This is a genomic window from Arthrobacter sp. 05T45, from assembly GCF_056395875.1.
In genome coordinates this window covers 1-17638 of record NZ_JBFTKI010000027.1, presented here as the reverse complement: position 1 = coordinate 17638, position 17638 = coordinate 1, and the positions used below count along the sequence as shown (strand labels likewise).

The following is a 17638-nucleotide window of genomic DNA, read 5'->3' as shown; positions in this document are numbered from 1 at the left end:
TCCTTAGGCCGCGAGTTCGCCGGATACGCGCCAAGTCGCCGTAAACATACGGCGACCCGGCGCGCTTCCGGCGAATTCGAGGACGGCTTGCGGCCTGCCCTAGCGGCGCGAGGCGTCGATGAGGTCCTTGTCCTCGTCCCTGCCGCCGTCGCCCGGACCACCAGCAGCCGCGCTCGGACCACCAGCAGCCGTCCCCGCAGCCGCGTCCGGACCAGCGGCCGCCCAGGCGTGGCCCTGTTCGTGGTCCAGGTGCGTGGACTTCTTGTTCTTCAAGGCGAAGATGTACACCAGCAGGGAGATGCCGATGGCCACGGTGACGTAGGTGAAGAACAGCTCTTCCTGCCCGGTCTTCTGCAGAGCAGCGCCGATGAGCGGGACGGTGCCGCCGAAGAGAGAGTTGGCGATCGCGTAGCCCAGGCCCACCCCGAGGGCGCGGATGGACGCGGGGAAGAGCTCGGCCTTCACCAGGGCGTTGATGGAGGTGTAGCCGCCCACGATCAGCAGACCGCCCATCATCAGCAGGAACGCGGTGATCGGATCCTTGGTCCCGGCGAGCGCGGACAGGAGCGGCCAGGTGAACAGGACGCCGGTGATGCCGAACCACAGCAGCAGCGGTTTGCGGCCGACCTTGTCCGAGATGATGCCGTAGACCGGCTGGAGCAGCATGAAGATGAACAGTGCCCAGAAGTTGATGACCGACGTGTCCGTCTTGGCGATGCCGGAGGTATCGTTCATGAACTTCAGGATGAAGTTGGTGTACGTGTAGAACGCCACCGTGCCGCCAAGGGTGATTCCGATGCAGATCATGAGCGGTTTCCAGTAGCTGGTGAACAGCAGCTTCATGGTCCCGGGCTGCGCCTGGCCTCCCCCGGCAGGGGCCTTTGCGGCCTCGAGCTGTTCGGCCGAGACGGTTTCCTCCATGGAGCGCCGCAGCCAGAGGACCACCAGCGCGGCCACGCCGCCCACCGCGAACGGGATGCGCCAGCCCCACTCGGTCAGCTCAGCCTTGGGCATGGCGTTCTGCAAGACCACAAGGACCAGCAGTGCCAGCATCTGTCCGCCGATCAGCGTGACGTACTGGAAGCTGGAGAAGAAGCCGCGGCGCTTGGACGTGGCAGCCTCGGACATGTACGTGGCGCTGGTGCCGTACTCACCGCCCACGGAGAAGCCCTGGATCACGCGGATGAGGACCAGCAGGATCAGGGCCCACAGGCCGATCACGTCCTGGGTGGGCAGCACCGCAATCGCGAAAGAGCCCGCGGACATCATGGTCACGCTCAGTGTCAACGCGGCTTTGCGGCCCTTGCGGTCGGCGTACCGGCCAAAGAACCAGGCACCGATCGGGCGCATCAGGAACGACGTCGAGAAGACGGCCATCGCCTCGAGACCGGCCTGGAGCTCGTCCTTGGAGTTGAAGAAGTGCGCCTGGAAGTAGGCCGCGAACACGGTGTAGACGTAGAGGTCGTACCACTCAACAAGGTTGCCGGCCGAGCCTTTGAGGATGTTGCCGACGGCTTTCCGGGTCTGGGCCGCTTCGGTCAGTTGGGTGCTCATCAATGAACCTTCCTGGATCCGGCGCCGCCTGTAAGCAACACCGTCCGCCACCCTAGTCCGCGTGATCCGGAACACTCAGGTTTTGTTCATACTGTTCATGGAACGCTTGTTCATGAGCACAATGCGCGCGGTTTTGGCGGGATGGCAGGATGGGACCATGACTTCTACCGCATTCGATTCCACCGCCCTGGCGGATGGCGCTGCTGCTTCCGATACAGCTACCGAGCCCGCCTCCTCCCCCGCCGTCGCGCTGACCATCGCAGGCTCCGAAGCGACCGGCGGCGCCGGCGCGCAGGCTGACCTGAAGACGTTCCAGGAACTCGGCGTCTTCGGGATCGCGAACCTGACCTGCATCGTGTCCTTCGACCCCAAGGACAACTGGAACCACCGCTTTGTCCCGGTGGACCAGCAGGTCATCGCGGACCAGCTGGAAGCCACGACGGCGGCCTACGGTGCCGCGTCCGGCGCACCGGCCGTGCTGGACACCGTCAAGATCGGCATGCTGGGCAGCCCGGCGACGATTTCGACCGTGGCCGCGGCGCTGGCGGCCGGGCAGTTCGCCAACGTGGTGCTGGATCCGGTGCTGATCTGCAAGGGCCAGGAGCCGGGCCACGCCCTGGACACCGACCAGGCGCTCAAGTCCCACATCCTGCCGCTGGCCACCTTCGTCACGCCCAACCATTTCGAGGCCGAGTCGCTCTCCGGGCTGGAGATTACCGACGTCGAGTCCCTCAAGGCCGCCGCGGTCCGCATCCATGAGCTCAGCGGCGCCGCGGTGCTCGCCAAGGGCGGCGTGCGGCTCGAAGGCCCCGACGCCGTCGACGTCTACTACGACGGCGAAACTCTGGAAGTCCTGTCCGCCCCGAAGGTGGGCGAGGTGGCAGTCTCCGGCGCCGGGTGCTCTTTGGCCGCGGCGGTGACGGCCGAGCTCGCCAAGGGTGCGACGCCGCTGGCCGCCGCCCGGACGGCGAAGGCGTTTGTGACCGCCGGCATCCGGAACCGTGTGGCCTCGGGCGCGCCGTTCGATGCCTTGTGGCAGGGCGGCCCGCGCTAACTCGTTGCTGGGATCGTTGGAGGGAACGGCAATGGCACAGCACTTTGAGTCCGTGGAGGAATACATCGCCTCGTTTCCTGCTGACGTGCAGGAGGCGCTGCAGGAGATCCGGCGATGCTGCCATGCGGCGGTACCCGGATCAGGGGAGAAGATCAGTTACGGCATCCCGACGATCACGCTCGGGGGCAGATACGTCGTATATTTCGCGGGCTGGGCGCACCACATCTCCGTCTACCCCGTGCCCGACGGCGACGAATCGCTAAGCACGGAACTCGCCCCCTACCGCGCCGCGAAGGGCACCCTGAAGTTCCCGTTGCGGAAGCCTGTCCCGTACGAGCTGATTGGAAAAGTGGCGGCGGCCCTGGCACAAGAGCGCCGGAGCGGGACGCCCTAAGCCGTCGAGTTCGCCGGAGTCCCTCCAGTTCGCCGGAAGTTTGCGGCGAACTGGAGGGCTTCCGGCGATGTGGGTCCCGGTAGGCCGCCCCTCAGCGCGGGTCCGCGACCTTCCCCATGAAGATCGGGAGCCCGGTTTCGGTGTGCACGACCTGGTAGAGGAACGGCCGGTCGAAGTCGATGGTTTGGTCCGGAAGGGGCGGCACACCGGTCACGGCGCCGTTGATCTGCGTCACGGCGGCGGCCACCGTTCCCTTCTCGGCAACGGTGACGTTGGCGGCCTGGGCGGCCTGCGTGAGCGTCAGCTTCGGCTGGATGGCGTCGAAGTCTTCGGTGGTGACCAGGGTCCTGGCCAGCCCCAGCGCTTCAAATACCTTCCGCAGGTCGAAGGTGCTCTTGTGGTCCCACTTGGGCAGGGAGATCAGTGCGGAGACCTCCGGGGCCGTGTCCAGGGCCGCCGCAATTGCCGTCAGCTTGGCCGCCGTGAGGCTCTCCGGCCCAACGCCAGGACCGGGCAGCACCAGCCGCATGGCAAAACCTTCTGCGTACGGCAGCTCGACCGCCCGCCAGCCAGGGCCCTCCGCATAGGCCAGCTGCAGCGAGTCGTGCATGGTCGGCACGCTGATTTCCTCGCCACCGGACTTGGTGAAGGGGCTGTCCGAGGTGTCGTTGGGATCGAATGGCGACAGCCACGCCGCGGCGAAGTACAAGGCATTGAGGAGGCTGAACGTGTTGTCGCGATCGTACTCCGCAGGTGCTTTCTTGATCCGGCCGCCCGTGTTCCGGTCCACCCAGGCATCCAGGGCCGGCCCCGTGGCGGCCTCATCCCGGAAGTCCACGGGGTACACCCCGGTGCCGTAGTGCCGGGCAAGGGTTTCCAGGTAGTTCCTTCCGGTTGGTACGTCCTTGTCCACAAACAGACCGTTGGCCGCATGCATGACCGGCTTCCGGGGCGGATCCTTTTCGTCGACCGAGCCGGGATCACCGTCGTACGCAGCCAGCGAATCGAGCAGGGCGTTCATGGCCTCATCCCGGTTGCCGTCCGGGAGCCCCAGCACCTGGTCCATTTCGACGGCGGTCTCCCCGGACGCCCCTGCCCGCAGCATGGCGAGCGCGATCAGCAGGCTGCCGGGGGACGACACCACGTTCCCTTCGGCCCCTTCACCGCCGTCGGCCAGCAGCGCGGCTCCCAACGTCAGGGCGGAGGCCCGGAATGCCTGAAATTCGGCAGCGTACGCGGCGCGGTCCACCGGCACCCGTTCGACGCCGTCGGCCTTCACAAGCCCTGGTACCGGGGGCGCACAAGCCGTGAGCACGGCGATGGTTCCCGCCGCCACAATTTTCGCCATGCGGTGATCTTTCATGGCCACCCCCTTCGCCTCGATTGGTGCGCAGTTCGCCGGAATGTCTCCAGTTCGCCGGACATGTCCGGCGAGCCGGGCAGCTTCCGGCGAACTCGCCGGGCCCGCCCCTAGCGCCGCGGGACGTTCCGCAGATTGCTCCGTGCCATACTGACGGCCTCGCCAGCGCCCCGGTTCAGGACCACTTTGGACATCGCCGTGGCGAAGCCCAGGACCTGCGCGCCCTTGATCTTCGGCGGGAGGGACAGCGCCTTGGGGTCCGTGATGAGCTCCACCAGCGACGGGCCGGGGTGGGCGAAGGCTTCCCGGTACGCGGCCTCGATGCGGGACGGATCCGTGACGCGCTCGGCGTGGAAGCCCAGGGCCCGGGCAACGTCCGCGTAGTTGGCGTCCGGGACGTCGACGCCGAAGTCCGGGAGCCCGTCCACCAGCATTTCGAGTTTCACCATGCCCAGGGTGGAGTTGTTGAAGACCACCACGTTCACGGGCAGCCGGTGCGCGGCGACCGTAATGAGCTCGCCCAGCAGCATCGACAGGCCGCCGTCGCCGGAGACCGAAACCACCTGCCGGCCGGGGTATGCCAGCTGGGCGCCGATCGCGTGCGGCAGCGCGTTGGCCATGGACCCGTGCAGGTACGAGCCGATCAGCCGGCGGGTGCCCAGCGGGTTGATGTACCGGGCGGTCCAGACATTGCACATGCCGGTGTCCGCCGTGAAAATCGCGTCCCTCGCCGCCACTTGGTCCAGCAGCGAGGCCGCATATTCCGGGTGGATCGGCTGTTTCGTCCCGACGTTGCGGGTATATGCCCCCACGGCCTTGTTCATGAGCCGGTCGTGCTTCTTCAGCATCGCGTCCAGGAAACGGCGGCTCTTCTTGGCCGTGACCAACGGCATGAGGGCGGCAAGGGTGGGGAGGACGTCGCCGTGCACTGCGACGTCGACGTCGGTCCGCCGCCCCAGTTTGTGCGCGGCCCGGTCCACCTGCGCCGTCCGGGTTCCGGGAAGGAACTGGTCGTAGGGGAAGTCCGTGCCCAGCAGGATCAGCAGGTCCGCGTCCTCGATGCCCTCGGCCGCGGCGCCGTAACCCAGCAGCCCGGTCATGCCGATGTCATAGGCGTTGTCGTACTGCATGAAGTCTTTGCCGCGGAGGCTGTGGCCGATCGGCGCCGCGATCAGCCCGGCGAGCGCAATCACCTCGTCGTGGGCGCCCTCGACGCCGGCACCGGCAAAGATGGCCACCTTGCCGGCGGCGTTGATGGCGTCGGCCAGTTCCTGCACACTCGCGGGGTCCGGCATCAGCGTCGCCGGCCGGAAGGTCGCCGGGGCCGGCGTTTCGGCCGTCGCCTCCAGGCCGGCGATGTCACCGGGAAGGGTCACGACGGCGACGCCCCTGAGGCCGACGGCGTGCTGGATGGCGCTGTGCATGACGCGGGGCGCCTGCTCCGCGGTGCTGATCAGCTCGGAGTAGACCGAGCACTCGTTGAAGAGCCGGTCGGGGTGGGTTTCCTGGAAGAAACTGCTGCCGATCTGCTTGCTGGGAATGTGCGAGGCGATGGCTAGCACCGGCGCCCCGGAACGGTTGGCGTCGTACAGGCCGTTGATCAGGTGCAGGTTGCCGGGCCCGCAGGAGCCGGCGCACACCGCGAGCCGGCCGGTCAGCTGGGCTTCCGCCGCCGCGGCGAAGGCGGCCGCCTCCTCATGCCGGACATGGATCCAGTCGATCCCGCCCTGTTGCGAGCCGCCGGTCTTGCGGACGGCGTCGACAATCGGGTTGAGGCTGTCCCCCACAATCCCGTAGATCCGCTGCACGCCGGCAGCCTGGAGTTGTTCGATGAGCTGGGTGGCAAGTTCCTTGGCCATGGGCGCACGCTCCCGCGAGATGGATCGATGAGCTGACACAGGCCAATATAGTCCGCCCGCCTGCCAGCCGCCCCCCCACGGAACGCTCCCTCAGCTTTGGCAACAGATCGCCGAACGCTTCCTCACCTGATCTGAGGGAGCGCCGGGGAGCTTCGGGCCGGATCTGAGGGAGCGTCCCGCCAAAAACCGCAGGACCTGGGGGAGCGTCTGGGAAAATCCTGCAGAAGCTGCGGGAGGGTCAGTTCCCCGAGTGCGCCTGCAGGAAGGAGTAGACCTCGGTCTCGTCCACGCCCGGGAAGGCGCCCGGCGGCATGGCCGCCAGCAGGTGGGAGTGGGCCCGGGCCGAGGGCCAGGCGTTCCCGGCCCATTCGGCGGTCAGCGATGCCGGCGGGCGGCGGCAGCAGCTTTCGTCCGGGCAGGTGGACTTGGACCGCTCGGTGGTGTCGCGGCCGCGGAACCACTTCACGTGCGCATACGGGACACCCACGGAGAGCGAGAACTCCCCGTTCGCGGAGCGTTCCGTCCGGGCCGTGCACCAGTACGTCCCGGCCGGGGTGTCGGTGTACTGGTTGTAGGCGCTGAACTTGTCCGGGACGTCGAACACCACCCGGGACGTCCAGTTCCGGCACGAGAACTGACCCTCGATGGCGCCGGTGTGGTCCTGCGGGAACGTCACGCCGTCGTTCTCGTAGGCCTTGTAGATGATGCCGCTCTTGTGCGTCTTCTGGAAGTGCGTGCGGATGCCCAGGTGCTGGGTGGCCAGGTTCGTGAAGCGGTGCGCGGCGGTCTCGTAGGACACCGCGAAGGCGTCCCGGATGTCCTCGACCGCGATTTCCTTGGCCTGCTTGGCCTCCTGCAGGAATGCCACGGTAGCCTGCTCGGGCAGCAGCAGCGCGGCGGCGAAGTAGTTCGTGGCCACGCGCTGCATCAGGAAATCGCCGTAGTTGTTCGGCGTCTGGTGGCCCAGGACGTAATGGCCCAGCGCCTGCAGCAGCACCGACCGGGGGTCGTGATCGCTGCGGGCATTCTGCGTGAGATAAATTCGGCGGTTCTTAAGATCAGTCACCGAACGCGTGGAATGAGGGAGATCACCCACATGGTGGAGGCTGAATCCGAGATGCCCGGCGATGTCCGAAATGACGTGGTGGGACAGCGGACCGCTGGTGTGTCCCACCGAGGCCAGGACCTTCTGCGCCTCGGCCTCATACTCGGGGAAATAGTTGTTCCTCTCGCGCATCATCGCGCGCAGTTCACCGTTCGCGCGGCGGGCCTCCTCCGGCGTCGCGACCTGCTCATTGAGCCGGCGTTCAAGCTCATGCTGCAGCCCCACCATGGACTCCAGCACATCCATCGGAAGCCGCGAGCTGATGCGGATCTTGGGCAGGTTCAGGGACTCATAGATGGGGCTGCGCTGGTACCGTTCCAGCTCGATCTCCAGCGCCGCACGCCGGTTGGGCGGCTCCGCGCCGAGCAGTTCGTCGATGCTCACCCCGAGTGCCGCTGCAAGCTGCTGGAGCAGACCAAGCTTGGGCTCGCGTTTGCCGTTTTCCATCAGGCTCAGCTGGCTGGGGGCCGTCCCGACGGCGGCACTCAGGTCGTCGAGCGTGAGCCCTGCCGCCTTGCGCAGATGCCGGACGCGCCGGCCCAGGCTGATGACATCCACCTCCGGCGCTGCGGGCGCGGACGACGCAAGGGCTTGGCGGTTCCAGCTGGTTGAGTGCATTTCTTGAGAATACGCGAAGAAGTGCATTTCTTTCCATTGTTTTGGTCTAGAAACCCCTTGGAAAGTGCAGAAAAGTAGAACTCACGGAAAGATTCACTATCCGGGAACAACCAGCCAGGATCTGCAGAGACGCAGACTGACCGGCCCCGGACCCACCAAGGAGACAAAGATGACTGCAGCATTTGAGCCCACCCAGCAGACGCCCGAGCAGCAGGCCGCCGCACTGGAGCTCGAGTGGGCCGCCAACCCCCGCTGGGAAGGTGTGACCCGGGACTACAAGGCCTCCGACGTCGTCCGCCTCCGCGGCCGCGTCTCCGAAGAACACACCCTCGCCCGGCGCGGCTCCGAAAAGCTGTGGAAGCAGCTCACCGAAGAGCACAAGACCGGCGGCTACACCAACGCCCTCGGCGCCCTGACCGGCAACCAGGCCGTGCAGCAGGTCAAGGCCGGCCTCCGCGCCATCTACCTCTCCGGCTGGCAGGTCGCCGCGGACGCCAACAACTCCGGCCACACCTACCCGGACCAGTCGCTCTACCCCGCCAATTCCGTTCCCACGGTGGTCCGGCGCATCAACAACGCCCTGCTCCGCGCGGACCAGATCGAGTTCTCCGAGGGCATCCAGACCGTCGAGGACTGGATGGTCCCGATTGTGGCCGACGCCGAGGCAGGCTTCGGCGGCCCGCTGAACGCCTACGAGCTCATGAAGTCGATGATCCAGGCCGGCGCCTCGGGCGTGCACTGGGAAGACCAGCTCGCCTCGGAAAAGAAGTGCGGCCACCTCGGCGGCAAGGTCCTGATCCCCACCCAGCAGCACGTCCGGACGCTGAACGCTGCCCGGCTCGCCGCCGACGTCGCCGGTACCCCGTCGGTCATCATCGCCCGCACCGACGCCGAGGCGGCCACCCTGATCACCTCCGACGTCGACGAGCGTGACCAGGAATTCATCCTCCGCGAAGGCGGCCAGCCGGTCCGCACCCCGGAGGGCTTCTACAAGGTCCGCAACGGGATCGAACCCTGCATCGCCCGCGCCAAGGCCTACGCCCCGTACTCCGACCTCATCTGGATGGAGACGGGCACCCCGGACCTGGAGCTGGCCCGCAAATTCGCGGAATCCGTCAAGGCCGAGTTCCCGGACCAGATGCTCTCCTACAACTGCTCGCCGTCGTTCAACTGGCGCAAGCACCTCGATGACGCCACGATCGCGAAGTTCCAGCGCGAACTCGGCGCCATGGGCTTCACCTTCCAGTTCATCACCCTGGCCGGCTTCCACGCCCTGAACTACTCGATGTTCGACCTCGCCCACGGCTACGCCCGGGAAGGCATGAGCGCGTACGTCGAGCTGCAGGAGAAGGAATTCGCCTCCGAGTCCCGCGGCTACACCGCCACCAAGCACCAGCGCGAAGTCGGCACCGGCTACTTCGACGACATCGCCACCGCGCTCAACCCGAACGCATCCACCCTGGCCCTGGTGGGATCCACCGAAGAAGGCCAGTTCCACTAGAACTCACGACGGCGGCAACTCCGCCAGCGGACCGAACGCTCCTCCGCGTGCTATTCCCCATTGCCGCCTTCGCCATTGCCCACCTCGGCGGGGCGGCAATGGGGCCCCTTTTACGCACGCTTCCGGAGCATCCGGCCCGCCGTCTTCAGCGCACGTCACCACCCGCCGTCGAACTTTTGCTTCTCCAAGGAGAGATTGAGATGAACAGCTTCACTGACAACTTCACTATCAACGGGATCACGTTGACCGCGCAGCCGATTTGCCGGCAGAGCGAGGTCCTCACGCCGGACGCGCTGGCGTTTGTTGCCAAGCTGCACAAGGCCACGGCAGGGCCCCGTCGGGAGCTGCTGCAGGCACGGCAGGAACGCCGCCAGCAGATCTCCAAGGGCCAGGACCCGCGGTTCCTGCGCGAGACCGAGTCCGTCCGCAACGACCCGAACTGGCGCGTTGCTCCCCCGGCCCCGGGCCTGGAGGACCGCCGCGTGGAAATCACCGGGCCGGTCGACAAGAAGATGACGATCAATGCGCTGAATTCCGGCGCCAAGGTGTGGCTCGCGGACATGGAGGACTCCTCCACGCCGTCCTGGCGCAACGTGATCCAGGGCCAGCTGAACCTCACCGATGCGCTGGAGCGCCGGATTGACTTCACTTCCCCGGAGGGCAAGGAGTACAAGCTGCGCCCGGCCGGGGAACTGCCCACAGTCGTGGTCCGCCCCCGCGGCTGGCACCTGCCGGAAAAGCACATGCTCATCGATGGCACGCCTATTGCCGGCGGGATCGTAGATTTTGGCTTGTACTTCTTCCACAACGCCCGCCGCCTGATCGCCCAGGGCAACGGTCCGTACTTCTACCTGCCGAAGATCGAGAACCACCTCGAGGCCCGGCTGTGGAACGACATCTTCATCATGGCGCAGGACCTGCTGGGCATCCCGCAGGGCACCATCCGCGCGACCGTGCTGATCGAGACCATCACCGCGGCGTTCGAAATGGAGGAGATCCTCTACGAACTCCGGGACCACGCCGCGGGCCTGAACGCCGGCCGCTGGGACTACATCTTCTCCCTGATCAAGAACTTCCGCACCCGGGGACCGCGCTTCGTGCTCCCGGACCGCGGCCAGGTCACTATGACCCAGCCGTTCATGCGCGCCTACACCGAGCAGCTGGTCCGGGCCTGCCACAAGCGCGGCGCCATGGCGATCGGCGGCATGGCCGCCGCCGTCCCCAACCGCAAGGATGCGGACGCCAACGCGATCGCCTTCGAGAAGGTCCGCGCGGACAAGACCCGTGAGGCGAACGACGGCTTCGACGGCTCCTGGGTGGCGCACCCGGACCTGGTGCCGGTCTGCCGCGAGGTGTTCGACGCCGTCCTCGGCGAGCGTCCGAACCAGCTCGAGCGCCTCCGCGAGGACGTCACCGCGGACGACCGCGCGCTCCTGGACATCTCCGCGACCACCGGAACCATCACTGAGCAGGGCATCCGGAACAACATCGAAGTGGGGATCCGCTACATCGAGTCGTGGCTGCGCGGCAACGGCGCGGTGGCCATCCACAACCTGATGGAGGATGCCGCCACCGCGGAAATCTCCCGCTCGCAGCTGTGGCAGTGGATCTTCGCCCGGGCCATCACCGACCACGGCGACGTAATCACCCGGGAGTGGGTGGAGGACATGCTGGACGAGGAATTCGCCAAACTGGAGCGCTTCGAAGGAGACCGTTTCGCCGACGCGCGGGACATCTTCGAGGAAGTCACCCTCAGCACCGAGTTCCCGGCCTTCCTGACGCTGCCGGCCTACGACCGCTTCCTGCATGAAGCGCGCGACGGCGCCGACGCCGCCAGCGGGGACCCCGCACTGGTTCCGGCGTAGGACTCCGCGTCCCGGGCAACCGGGTCCGCACAGATTTCCGTTGGCTGGGCTGCCAGGCCCTTCGCAACAGGCACCCCGAAATCCGGGTGGCAGTCCAGCAACGGAAAATCCCCCCGTGCTCGACAACGGCGTCGAGACGACAGGTAAGGCCCATGTTCCCCGCGAACATGGGCCTTACCTGTCGTCTCGATTGACATCACCCCGGCGCGCGACAGCGAATCAGTGGGGCTTCGGCACCCGCCGCAGTGACAGCGAGGTGCCCAGGATGAACGCGGCCACCGAGCCCAGGATCATCAGCAGCGGTCCGGTCCAGGCGCCGGTGGTCCCGTGGACGTAGCCCAGCAGGGTCGGCGCCACTGCCCCGAAGGAGTATCCCGTCCCCTGGACGACGGCGGACATCCGGGCCGCCGAGGTCTGGTCCCGCGCCAGCCGGATAATGGCCAGGAAGATCAGCGTGATGCCGCCGCCCTGGGCCACACCGCCGAAGGAACACCACAGCCACCACAGCTCCGGTGCGAGCAGCAGGCCCACGGGTACGGTGAGCCACAGCAGCCCCAGGGCGAGGCCCACCGCCGTCGTACTGGCGAACCGGGCCGCCAGCGGCACGCCCAGTCCGCCCACGATGGCCAGGATCTGGAAGAGCGAGGACCCTGCCCCGGCGGCTGCGGGCGCCATGCCGAGTTCGTCCGAGAGCAGGCTCGGCAGCCAGGCGGTCACTCCGTAGTAGGAGAACGCCTGCCCGGCGAACCCGAAGGTCAGCGCTGCCGTGGTCCACCGGGAGGTGAGCTTGCCGGGCCGCCGCGGGTCCGCCGCGGCGACGGCGGCCGGAGTGAAGGCCCGCCGGCCAACCGCGATCACCCACACGGCGGCGGCCGCCACCGCGAACAGGCCACTGGCGGCAATCGCGGGCCGCCAGCCCAGGAGTTCAGCCAGCGGCGCCGACACCATGGAGGTCAGGAACGAGCCGATGTTCAGTGCCGCGGTGTAGGTGCCCATCGCCGCGCCTTGCCGGGCGGGGGTGAAGTCACGGCGGATGATCAGCGGGACCACGATGTTGCCGATCGTAATGGCGACGCCGAGGATCACCGTGCCCAGCATGACCAGTGCACCCCCGCCGGCCGAGCGGACCACGACGCCGAAGAGCACCCCGAGCAGGGTCAGGGTGATGGCGAATTCTGGCCCCAACTTGCGCCCGGCCAGCGAGGCCAGGGGCGCGGCCAGGGCAAAGCACAGGACCGGGATGCCGGTCAGGAATCCCAATTCCACCGGGGTGAACCCGAGATCGTCCTCCAGTTGGGCGATCACCGGCGCCACCGCCACCAACGGGCCGCGCATGTTCAGCGCGATCAGCCCGATCGCGAGCATGAGGAGCCAGCCGCGCGGCGCCCGGGCCACGCTGCTCATGGGGCGGCCCGTAGCCCGGCGGCCGGGCAGAAATATGATTTCATCAGTCCCATTGCTATCACGGGCCCCGGCCGCGCCTTCGGAATGTGACGCTTTCCGGGACACCCCTGCCGGGCGCGCCGCTTCCCCGGACACCCCTAGCCCACGGCCTGCAGGGTCGCCTCAATGACCGCGGGTGAGAGCACGTGCTGCGTGACCATCTGGCTGGCGCCGAGGATCGCGGCCTGGTCACCGGCCCGGGACACGCCGATCCGCAGGTGCGCCGTGGCCAGCGGCAGCGAACGCCGGTAGACCACCTCGCGGACGCCGGCCATCAGATGCTCCCCGGCCTGGCCGAGGCTGCCGCCGATCACAATCACCGAGGGGTTCAGCAGGTTCACGACCATGGAGAGGACGTCGCCGAGGTCCCTGCCGGCCTGCCGCAGCGCCTGGATGGCCTGCAGGTTCCCTTCGGCGACCAGGCGCAACACATCGCCGCCGTCGTGCGCCGGCAGGCCCTGCCGCGTCAGCGCCTTGGCGACAGCGGGCCCGGACGCCAGGGCTTCGAGGCACCCGTAGTTGCCGCAACGGCACAGCACGTCATCGCCACGCGGAACCCGGACGTGTCCGAGGTCGCCGGCCGTCCCGTTGGCTCCGCGCTGGAGCTGGCCGCTGCTGATGATGCCCGCCCCGATGCCGGTGGCCACCTTGATGAACAGGAAGTTTTCGTCGTCAGGCCAGTGCGCCGTGCGCTCCCCCAGCGCCATGATGTTCACGTCGTTGTCCACCAGGACCGGCACCGGAAGGGACCGCTGGACGTGGCGGACGACGTCGAACCCGTCCCAGCCGGGCATGATTGGCGGCTTCACCGGCATGCCTGTGGCGTGTTCCACGGGCCCCGGGAGCCCGATGCCGGCGCCGGCCAGGTCCCCAATTCCCCGGCCGGCCCCGCCGAGCAGCTGCAGCCCTTCCTCGATCACCCGGTCCAGGACAACCACCGGGCCGTCGGCGACATCCTGCGCCAGCCGGCGCTCCGCGAGCACCGTCCCGCCGAGGTCCGTGACGGCGATGATCACGTGGGTGGCCCCGACATCCACCGCCAGGACGACGCGGGCCGCCGGGTTGAAGGCAAAGCGCGACGGCGGGCGGCCGCCGCTGGAGCTCGCCTCCCCGGCGGGGCCGACGAGCCCGGAGACCATCAGCGCGTCGATGCGGGAAGCGACAGTGGACCGGGCGAGCCCGGTGGTCAGGGCCAGCTCCGCGCGGGTCCGGGCCTTGCCGTCGCGCAGGAGCTGGAAGAGGTCTCCGGCGCGGGACAGGCTGCCGCCGGCCTCGGGGGTTGCGGGCTCGGTGCCGGTGGGCGTACTCATGAGTAAGTGATAGCACGAAGATCTTCTGCATGTCACGCTTCACAAAGATTGACACGTAGTTTCCAACTTTTGCTTGACGCCCGGCAAAAGTCTCCCTAGTTTGGAGCCATCGTGTTCCTCCGCTCCAGACAAACCATCTCGCTGCCCATGGGCGTGCAGTCCTACTTCGCGCAGAATCAAACGGAATGGACGCCCCTTCCCGCCGTCAGGGCTGACCCTCACACCTTCGAAGCCGAACTCGTGCAAAGGAATCCCGTGTCTTATTCAATCCAGCTGTACACCCTCCGCAACGCCCTCCAGGAAGACTTGCCCGGCACCATCAAAAAGGTCGCCGAACTCGGTTTCACCCAGGTTGAGCCCTACAACTTCGTCGCCACGGCCGCTGAGCTCGGCGCTGCCCTGAAGGAGAACGGCCTGACCGCCCCGTCCGGCCACGCCCCGCTGCTGAGCCAGGACCAGGACGAAATCTTCGCCGCGGCCAAGGAGTTGGGCATCACCACGGTGATCGACCCCTACCTCCCGGCCGAGCACTGGCAGTCCGCCGAGGACATCCAGGCCACCGCAGCGAAGCTCAACGCCGCCGCCAAGAAGGGCGCCGGGTACGGCATCCGCGTCGGCTACCACAACCACGCCTGGGAGCTGGAGTCCAGCATCGAGGGCCAGACCGCCCTGGAGTACTTCGAGAGACTCCTGGACCCGGAGCTCGTCCTGGAAGTGGACACCTACTGGGCCGCCGTCGGCGGCCAGGACCCCGTGCAGCTGCTGCAGCGCCTCGGCGACAGGGTCAGATTCATCCACATCAAGGACGGCCCCGTCTCCACGGACACCAAGGCGCAGCAGCCGGCCGGGCAGGGCAAGATCGCCGTGCGGGACGTCATCGCCGCGGCGCAGTCCCTCGAAGTCGGCGTCGTGGAATTCGACGACTACTCCGGCGACATCTTCGACGGCATCGCCCAGAGCCTGGGCTACCTGCAAAGCGGTTCCGCCGGCGCGCAGGGCGTGAACGCATGAGCGCCGCACCGAACCCTGTAGCAGCGAACCGTGCCGCCGGCCGCGGCCCCGTGGGCGTCGCCGTCATCGGCGCCGGCAACATCAGCAAGCAGTACCTGGACAACCTGACCGTCTTCCCCGACCTTAAGGTCCACGTGATCGCCGACCTCTTCGAGGAGGCGGCCGGGGCGCGGGCCAAGGAATACGGCATCCCGGAGTGGGGCGGGGTGGACGCCGCCCTGAACCACCCCGACGTCGAAATCATCGTCAACCTGACCATCCCGGCCGCGCACGTGGAAGTGGCCACGGCCGCCGTCGATGCCGGCAAACACGTCTGGACGGAAAAGCCGTTCTCGCTGGACCGCGATTCGGGCCTGGGCCTGCTGAAAACGGCCGACGCCGCGGGGCTGCGGCTGGGCTGCGCCCCGGATACGTTCCTGGGCGCCGGGCTGCAGACTGCCCGGCGGCTGATCGAACGTGGCGACATCGGCACCCCGCTGACGGCCATGACCACGTTCCAGACGCCCGGGCCGGAATCGTGGCACCCCAACCCCGCGTTCCTCTTCCAGCACGGCGCCGGGCCGCTGTTCGACATGGGCCCGTACTACCTCACAGCCCTGGTGCAGACGTTCGGCTCTGTGCGCCGCGTGGCCGCGACCGGATCCAAGGCAAAGGAGGTCCGGGTCATCGGTTCCGGCCCCAAGGCCGGCGAGGAATTCACGGTCGAGGTCCCCACCCACGTCTCCGCCACGGCCCAGTTCGAGTCCGGCGCGTCCTCCCACAGCGTGTTCAGCTTCGAGTCCCCGCGGCTGCGGATGGGCTTCGTGGAGATCACCGGGACCGAGGCCACCATCTCGCTGCCCGATCCAAACTACTTCGACGGCGACATCAAGCTCTGGCGCGCCGGCGACGAGGAATGGACCGTTATTCCGGCCACCGGCCCCAGCCAGGGCCGCGGCATGGGCGTGCTGGACATGGCACGCTCCATCCGCGCCGGCGTTCCGCACCGCGCCACCGGCAACCTCGCCTACCACGTCCTGGACACCATGGTCTCGATCTCCGAGTCGGTCGATTCCGGCACGTTCATCGATGTGGAAAGCTCCGCGCGCACCTCCGCAGCCCTCCCCGAGGACTGGGACCCCACCGCTTCCACACTCTAGGGACCAGCAATGAATTCCCACGAAACCACCCCCGGCCCCGCCGCCGGTTCACGTTTGGGTGTGGCCATGATCGGGTACGCGTTCATGGGCAAGGCCCAGTCGAACGCCTGGCGGAATGTTGCCAGCTACTTCGACGTCCCGGCGTTCGAACGGCGCGTCCTGGTCGGCCGCGACCCGGCCGGGGTCGCCGAGGCGGCCGCAAAGTACGGCTGGGCCGAGTCCGCCACGGACTGGCGCGCAGTGATCGCCCGGGATGACATCCACATCGTCGATATCTGCGCGCCGGGGTTCATGCACGCGGAAATCGCCATCGCCGCGCTGGCCGCCGGCAAGCACGTCCTGGTCGAGAAACCACTGGCCAACACCCTGGCCGAGGCCGAGGCCATGACCGCGGCAGCGCAGGCAGCCCGGGAGCGAGGGGTGCAGTCCATGATCGGCTTCAACTACCGCCGGGTCCCGGCCCTGGCACTGGCCCGGGAGCTGATCGCGGAGGGCCGGCTCGGCGCCGTCCGGCACGTCCGGGCCGCCTACCTGCAGGACTGGCTCGTGGACCCGGAGTCGCCCATGACGTGGCGGCTAAACAAGGAGACCGCGGGATCCGGGGCGCTGGGCGACATTGCCAGCCACGCGATCGACCAGGTGCTGTTCCTCCTGGGCGAGCCGGTCACCGAGGTCTCCGGCCGGCTGCACACTTTCACGCCGCGACGCCCGGGCGCTGCCGGGCTGGAGGAGGTGACGGTCGACGACGCCGCCTGGGCCACGCTGACCCTCGCCTCCGGGGCCATCGCCTCGGTGGAGGTCTCCCTGGTGGCCGCCGGGCGGAAGAACTCGCTCACGCTGGAGATCTATGGCGACAAGGGAGCCCTGCTCTTCGATCTGGAGGACCTGAACGAGCTCGGCTTCCTGGACGCCACACTGCCGGTCCGCGAACAGGGCTTCCGCCGGATCCTCGTCAACGAACCCGAGCACCCGTACCTTGAAGCATGGTGGCCGCAGGGCCACGTGATCGGCTGGGAACACACGTTCACGCACGAGATCCGCGACTTCCTCACCGCGGTGGGCAACCGAACCCAGCCGTCGCCGTCGTTCGAGGACGGCCTGAGCGTCCAGCGGATCCTCGCCGCCGTGGAGGAAAGCGCCGCGGCCAAAAGTTCACTCATCCAGCTCACCCCGTCCGCACGGACCACCCAAACGATTACCGAAGGAACCTGACATGCCCCGCCCGTACACCCTGTTCACCGGCCAGTGGGCCGACCTGCCCTTCGAGGAAGTCGCCCGCCTGGCCTCCGGCTGGGGCTACGACGGCCTGGAAATCGCCGTCTCCGGCGACCACCTGGACGCCTGGCGCTGGGACGAACCCGGCTACGTCGAGTCCAAGCTGGCCGTGCTGGAGAAGTACAACCTCAAGGTCTGGGCCATCTCCAA

At 67.7% G+C, this 17638-nt stretch carries 13 protein-coding genes and 1 pseudogene; 8 read left to right on the top strand and 6 right to left on the bottom strand.

What is annotated here, in order from left to right; translation table 11 throughout:
- Positions 1-99: 99 nt before the first annotated feature.
- A complete protein-coding gene (locus tag AC1DGD_RS18915; protein WP_476857836.1) occupies positions 100-1554 on the bottom strand; it encodes an MFS transporter in 1455 nt (484 codons plus the stop codon).
- Between the two features lie 157 nt (positions 1555-1711).
- Between AC1DGD_RS18915 and AC1DGD_RS18910 the strand changes: the two genes are divergently transcribed.
- Both AC1DGD_RS18910 and AC1DGD_RS18905 read left to right on the top strand, forming a co-directional pair.
- Positions 1712-2608: a hydroxymethylpyrimidine/phosphomethylpyrimidine kinase gene (locus tag AC1DGD_RS18910; protein ID WP_476857835.1), complete on the top strand. Its 897-nt coding sequence runs from the start codon at positions 1712-1714 to the stop codon at positions 2606-2608.
- A 31-nt stretch (positions 2609-2639) separates the two neighbouring features.
- A complete protein-coding gene (locus tag AC1DGD_RS18905) occupies positions 2640-3002 on the top strand; it encodes an iron chaperone (protein WP_476857834.1) in 363 nt (120 codons plus the stop codon).
- Positions 3003-3093: 91 nt separating this feature from the next.
- Here the strand turns inward: AC1DGD_RS18905 and AC1DGD_RS18900 are convergent, their stop codons facing one another.
- The 3 genes from AC1DGD_RS18900 to AC1DGD_RS18890 form a co-directional block, all read right to left on the bottom strand.
- On the bottom strand, positions 3094-4365 hold the full coding sequence (locus AC1DGD_RS18900) for a serpin family protein (RefSeq protein ID WP_476857833.1): 1272 nt from the start codon (positions 4363-4365) through the stop codon (positions 3094-3096).
- A gap of 107 nt (positions 4366-4472) precedes the next feature.
- Positions 4473-6221: a pyruvate dehydrogenase gene (locus tag AC1DGD_RS18895; protein ID WP_223914492.1), complete on the bottom strand. Its 1749-nt coding sequence runs from the start codon at positions 6219-6221 to the stop codon at positions 4473-4475.
- A 238-nt stretch (positions 6222-6459) separates the two neighbouring features.
- Entirely contained in the window at positions 6460-7971 is a 1512-nt protein-coding gene (locus AC1DGD_RS18890) for a helix-turn-helix domain-containing protein (protein WP_476857832.1), read from the bottom strand.
- 142 nt (positions 7972-8113) lie between these two features.
- On the opposite strand from AC1DGD_RS18890, the gene aceA reads away from it, so the two are divergent.
- Both aceA and aceB read left to right on the top strand, forming a co-directional pair.
- On the top strand, positions 8114-9445 hold the full coding sequence (gene aceA, locus AC1DGD_RS18885; RefSeq protein ID WP_476850538.1) for an isocitrate lyase: 1332 nt from the start codon (positions 8114-8116) through the stop codon (positions 9443-9445).
- A 200-nt stretch (positions 9446-9645) separates the two neighbouring features.
- On the top strand, positions 9646-11310 hold the full coding sequence (gene aceB, locus AC1DGD_RS18880) for a malate synthase A (RefSeq protein ID WP_476857831.1): 1665 nt from the start codon (positions 9646-9648) through the stop codon (positions 11308-11310).
- 219 nt (positions 11311-11529) lie between these two features.
- Here the strand turns inward: aceB and AC1DGD_RS18875 are convergent, their stop codons facing one another.
- Both AC1DGD_RS18875 and AC1DGD_RS18870 read right to left on the bottom strand, forming a co-directional pair.
- A complete protein-coding gene (locus tag AC1DGD_RS18875) occupies positions 11530-12714 on the bottom strand; it encodes an MFS transporter (RefSeq protein ID WP_476857830.1) in 1185 nt (394 codons plus the stop codon).
- A 137-nt stretch (positions 12715-12851) separates the two neighbouring features.
- Positions 12852-14063: an ROK family transcriptional regulator gene (locus AC1DGD_RS18870; protein WP_476857829.1), complete on the bottom strand. Its 1212-nt coding sequence runs from the start codon at positions 14061-14063 to the stop codon at positions 12852-12854.
- 255 nt (positions 14064-14318) lie between these two features.
- Between AC1DGD_RS18870 and AC1DGD_RS18865 the strand changes: the two genes are divergently transcribed.
- From AC1DGD_RS18865 to AC1DGD_RS18850, 4 genes and pseudogenes are all read left to right on the top strand, one after another.
- Positions 14319-15074: a sugar phosphate isomerase/epimerase family protein gene (locus AC1DGD_RS18865; protein ID WP_476857828.1), complete on the top strand. Its 756-nt coding sequence runs from the start codon at positions 14319-14321 to the stop codon at positions 15072-15074.
- Entirely contained in the window at positions 15071-16213 is a 1143-nt protein-coding gene (locus AC1DGD_RS18860) for a Gfo/Idh/MocA family protein (RefSeq protein ID WP_476857827.1), read from the top strand. The genes AC1DGD_RS18865 and AC1DGD_RS18860 overlap by 4 nt, the downstream gene beginning before the upstream one ends.
- Before the next feature lie 9 nt (positions 16214-16222).
- Entirely contained in the window at positions 16223-17425 is a 1203-nt protein-coding gene (locus AC1DGD_RS18855; RefSeq protein WP_476857826.1) for a Gfo/Idh/MocA family protein, read from the top strand.
- 1 nt (position 17426) lies between these two features.
- A pseudogene (locus AC1DGD_RS18850) lies at positions 17427-17638 on the top strand (sugar phosphate isomerase/epimerase); the annotation flags it as partial.

Bases quoted from the DNA above. Each gene is read 5' to 3' on its own strand.
- AC1DGD_RS18910 (WP_476857835.1), top strand. From the start codon at position 1,712: ATGACTTCTACCGCATTCGATTCCACCGCCCTGGCGGATGGCGCTGCT.
- AC1DGD_RS18905 (WP_476857834.1), top strand. From the start codon at position 2,640: ATGGCACAGCACTTTGAGTCCGTGGAGGAATACATCGCCTCGTTTCCT.
- AC1DGD_RS18875 (WP_476857830.1), bottom strand. From the start codon at position 12,714: ATGAGCAGCGTGGCCCGGGCGCCGCGCGGCTGGCTCCTCATGCTCGCG.
- AC1DGD_RS18895 (WP_223914492.1), bottom strand. From the start codon at position 6,221: ATGGCCAAGGAACTTGCCACCCAGCTCATCGAACAACTCCAGGCTGCC.
- aceB (WP_476857831.1), top strand. From the start codon at position 9,646: ATGAACAGCTTCACTGACAACTTCACTATCAACGGGATCACGTTGACC.
- aceA (WP_476850538.1), top strand. From the start codon at position 8,114: ATGACTGCAGCATTTGAGCCCACCCAGCAGACGCCCGAGCAGCAGGCC.
- AC1DGD_RS18890 (WP_476857832.1), bottom strand. From the start codon at position 7,971: ATGCACTTCTTCGCGTATTCTCAAGAAATGCACTCAACCAGCTGGAAC.
- AC1DGD_RS18915 (WP_476857836.1), bottom strand. From the start codon at position 1,554: ATGAGCACCCAACTGACCGAAGCGGCCCAGACCCGGAAAGCCGTCGGC.
- AC1DGD_RS18870 (WP_476857829.1), bottom strand. From the start codon at position 14,063: ATGAGTACGCCCACCGGCACCGAGCCCGCAACCCCCGAGGCCGGCGGC.
- AC1DGD_RS18855 (WP_476857826.1), top strand. From the start codon at position 16,223: ATGAATTCCCACGAAACCACCCCCGGCCCCGCCGCCGGTTCACGTTTG.
- AC1DGD_RS18860 (WP_476857827.1), top strand. From the start codon at position 15,071: ATGAGCGCCGCACCGAACCCTGTAGCAGCGAACCGTGCCGCCGGCCGC.
- AC1DGD_RS18900 (WP_476857833.1), bottom strand. From the start codon at position 4,365: ATGAAAGATCACCGCATGGCGAAAATTGTGGCGGCGGGAACCATCGCC.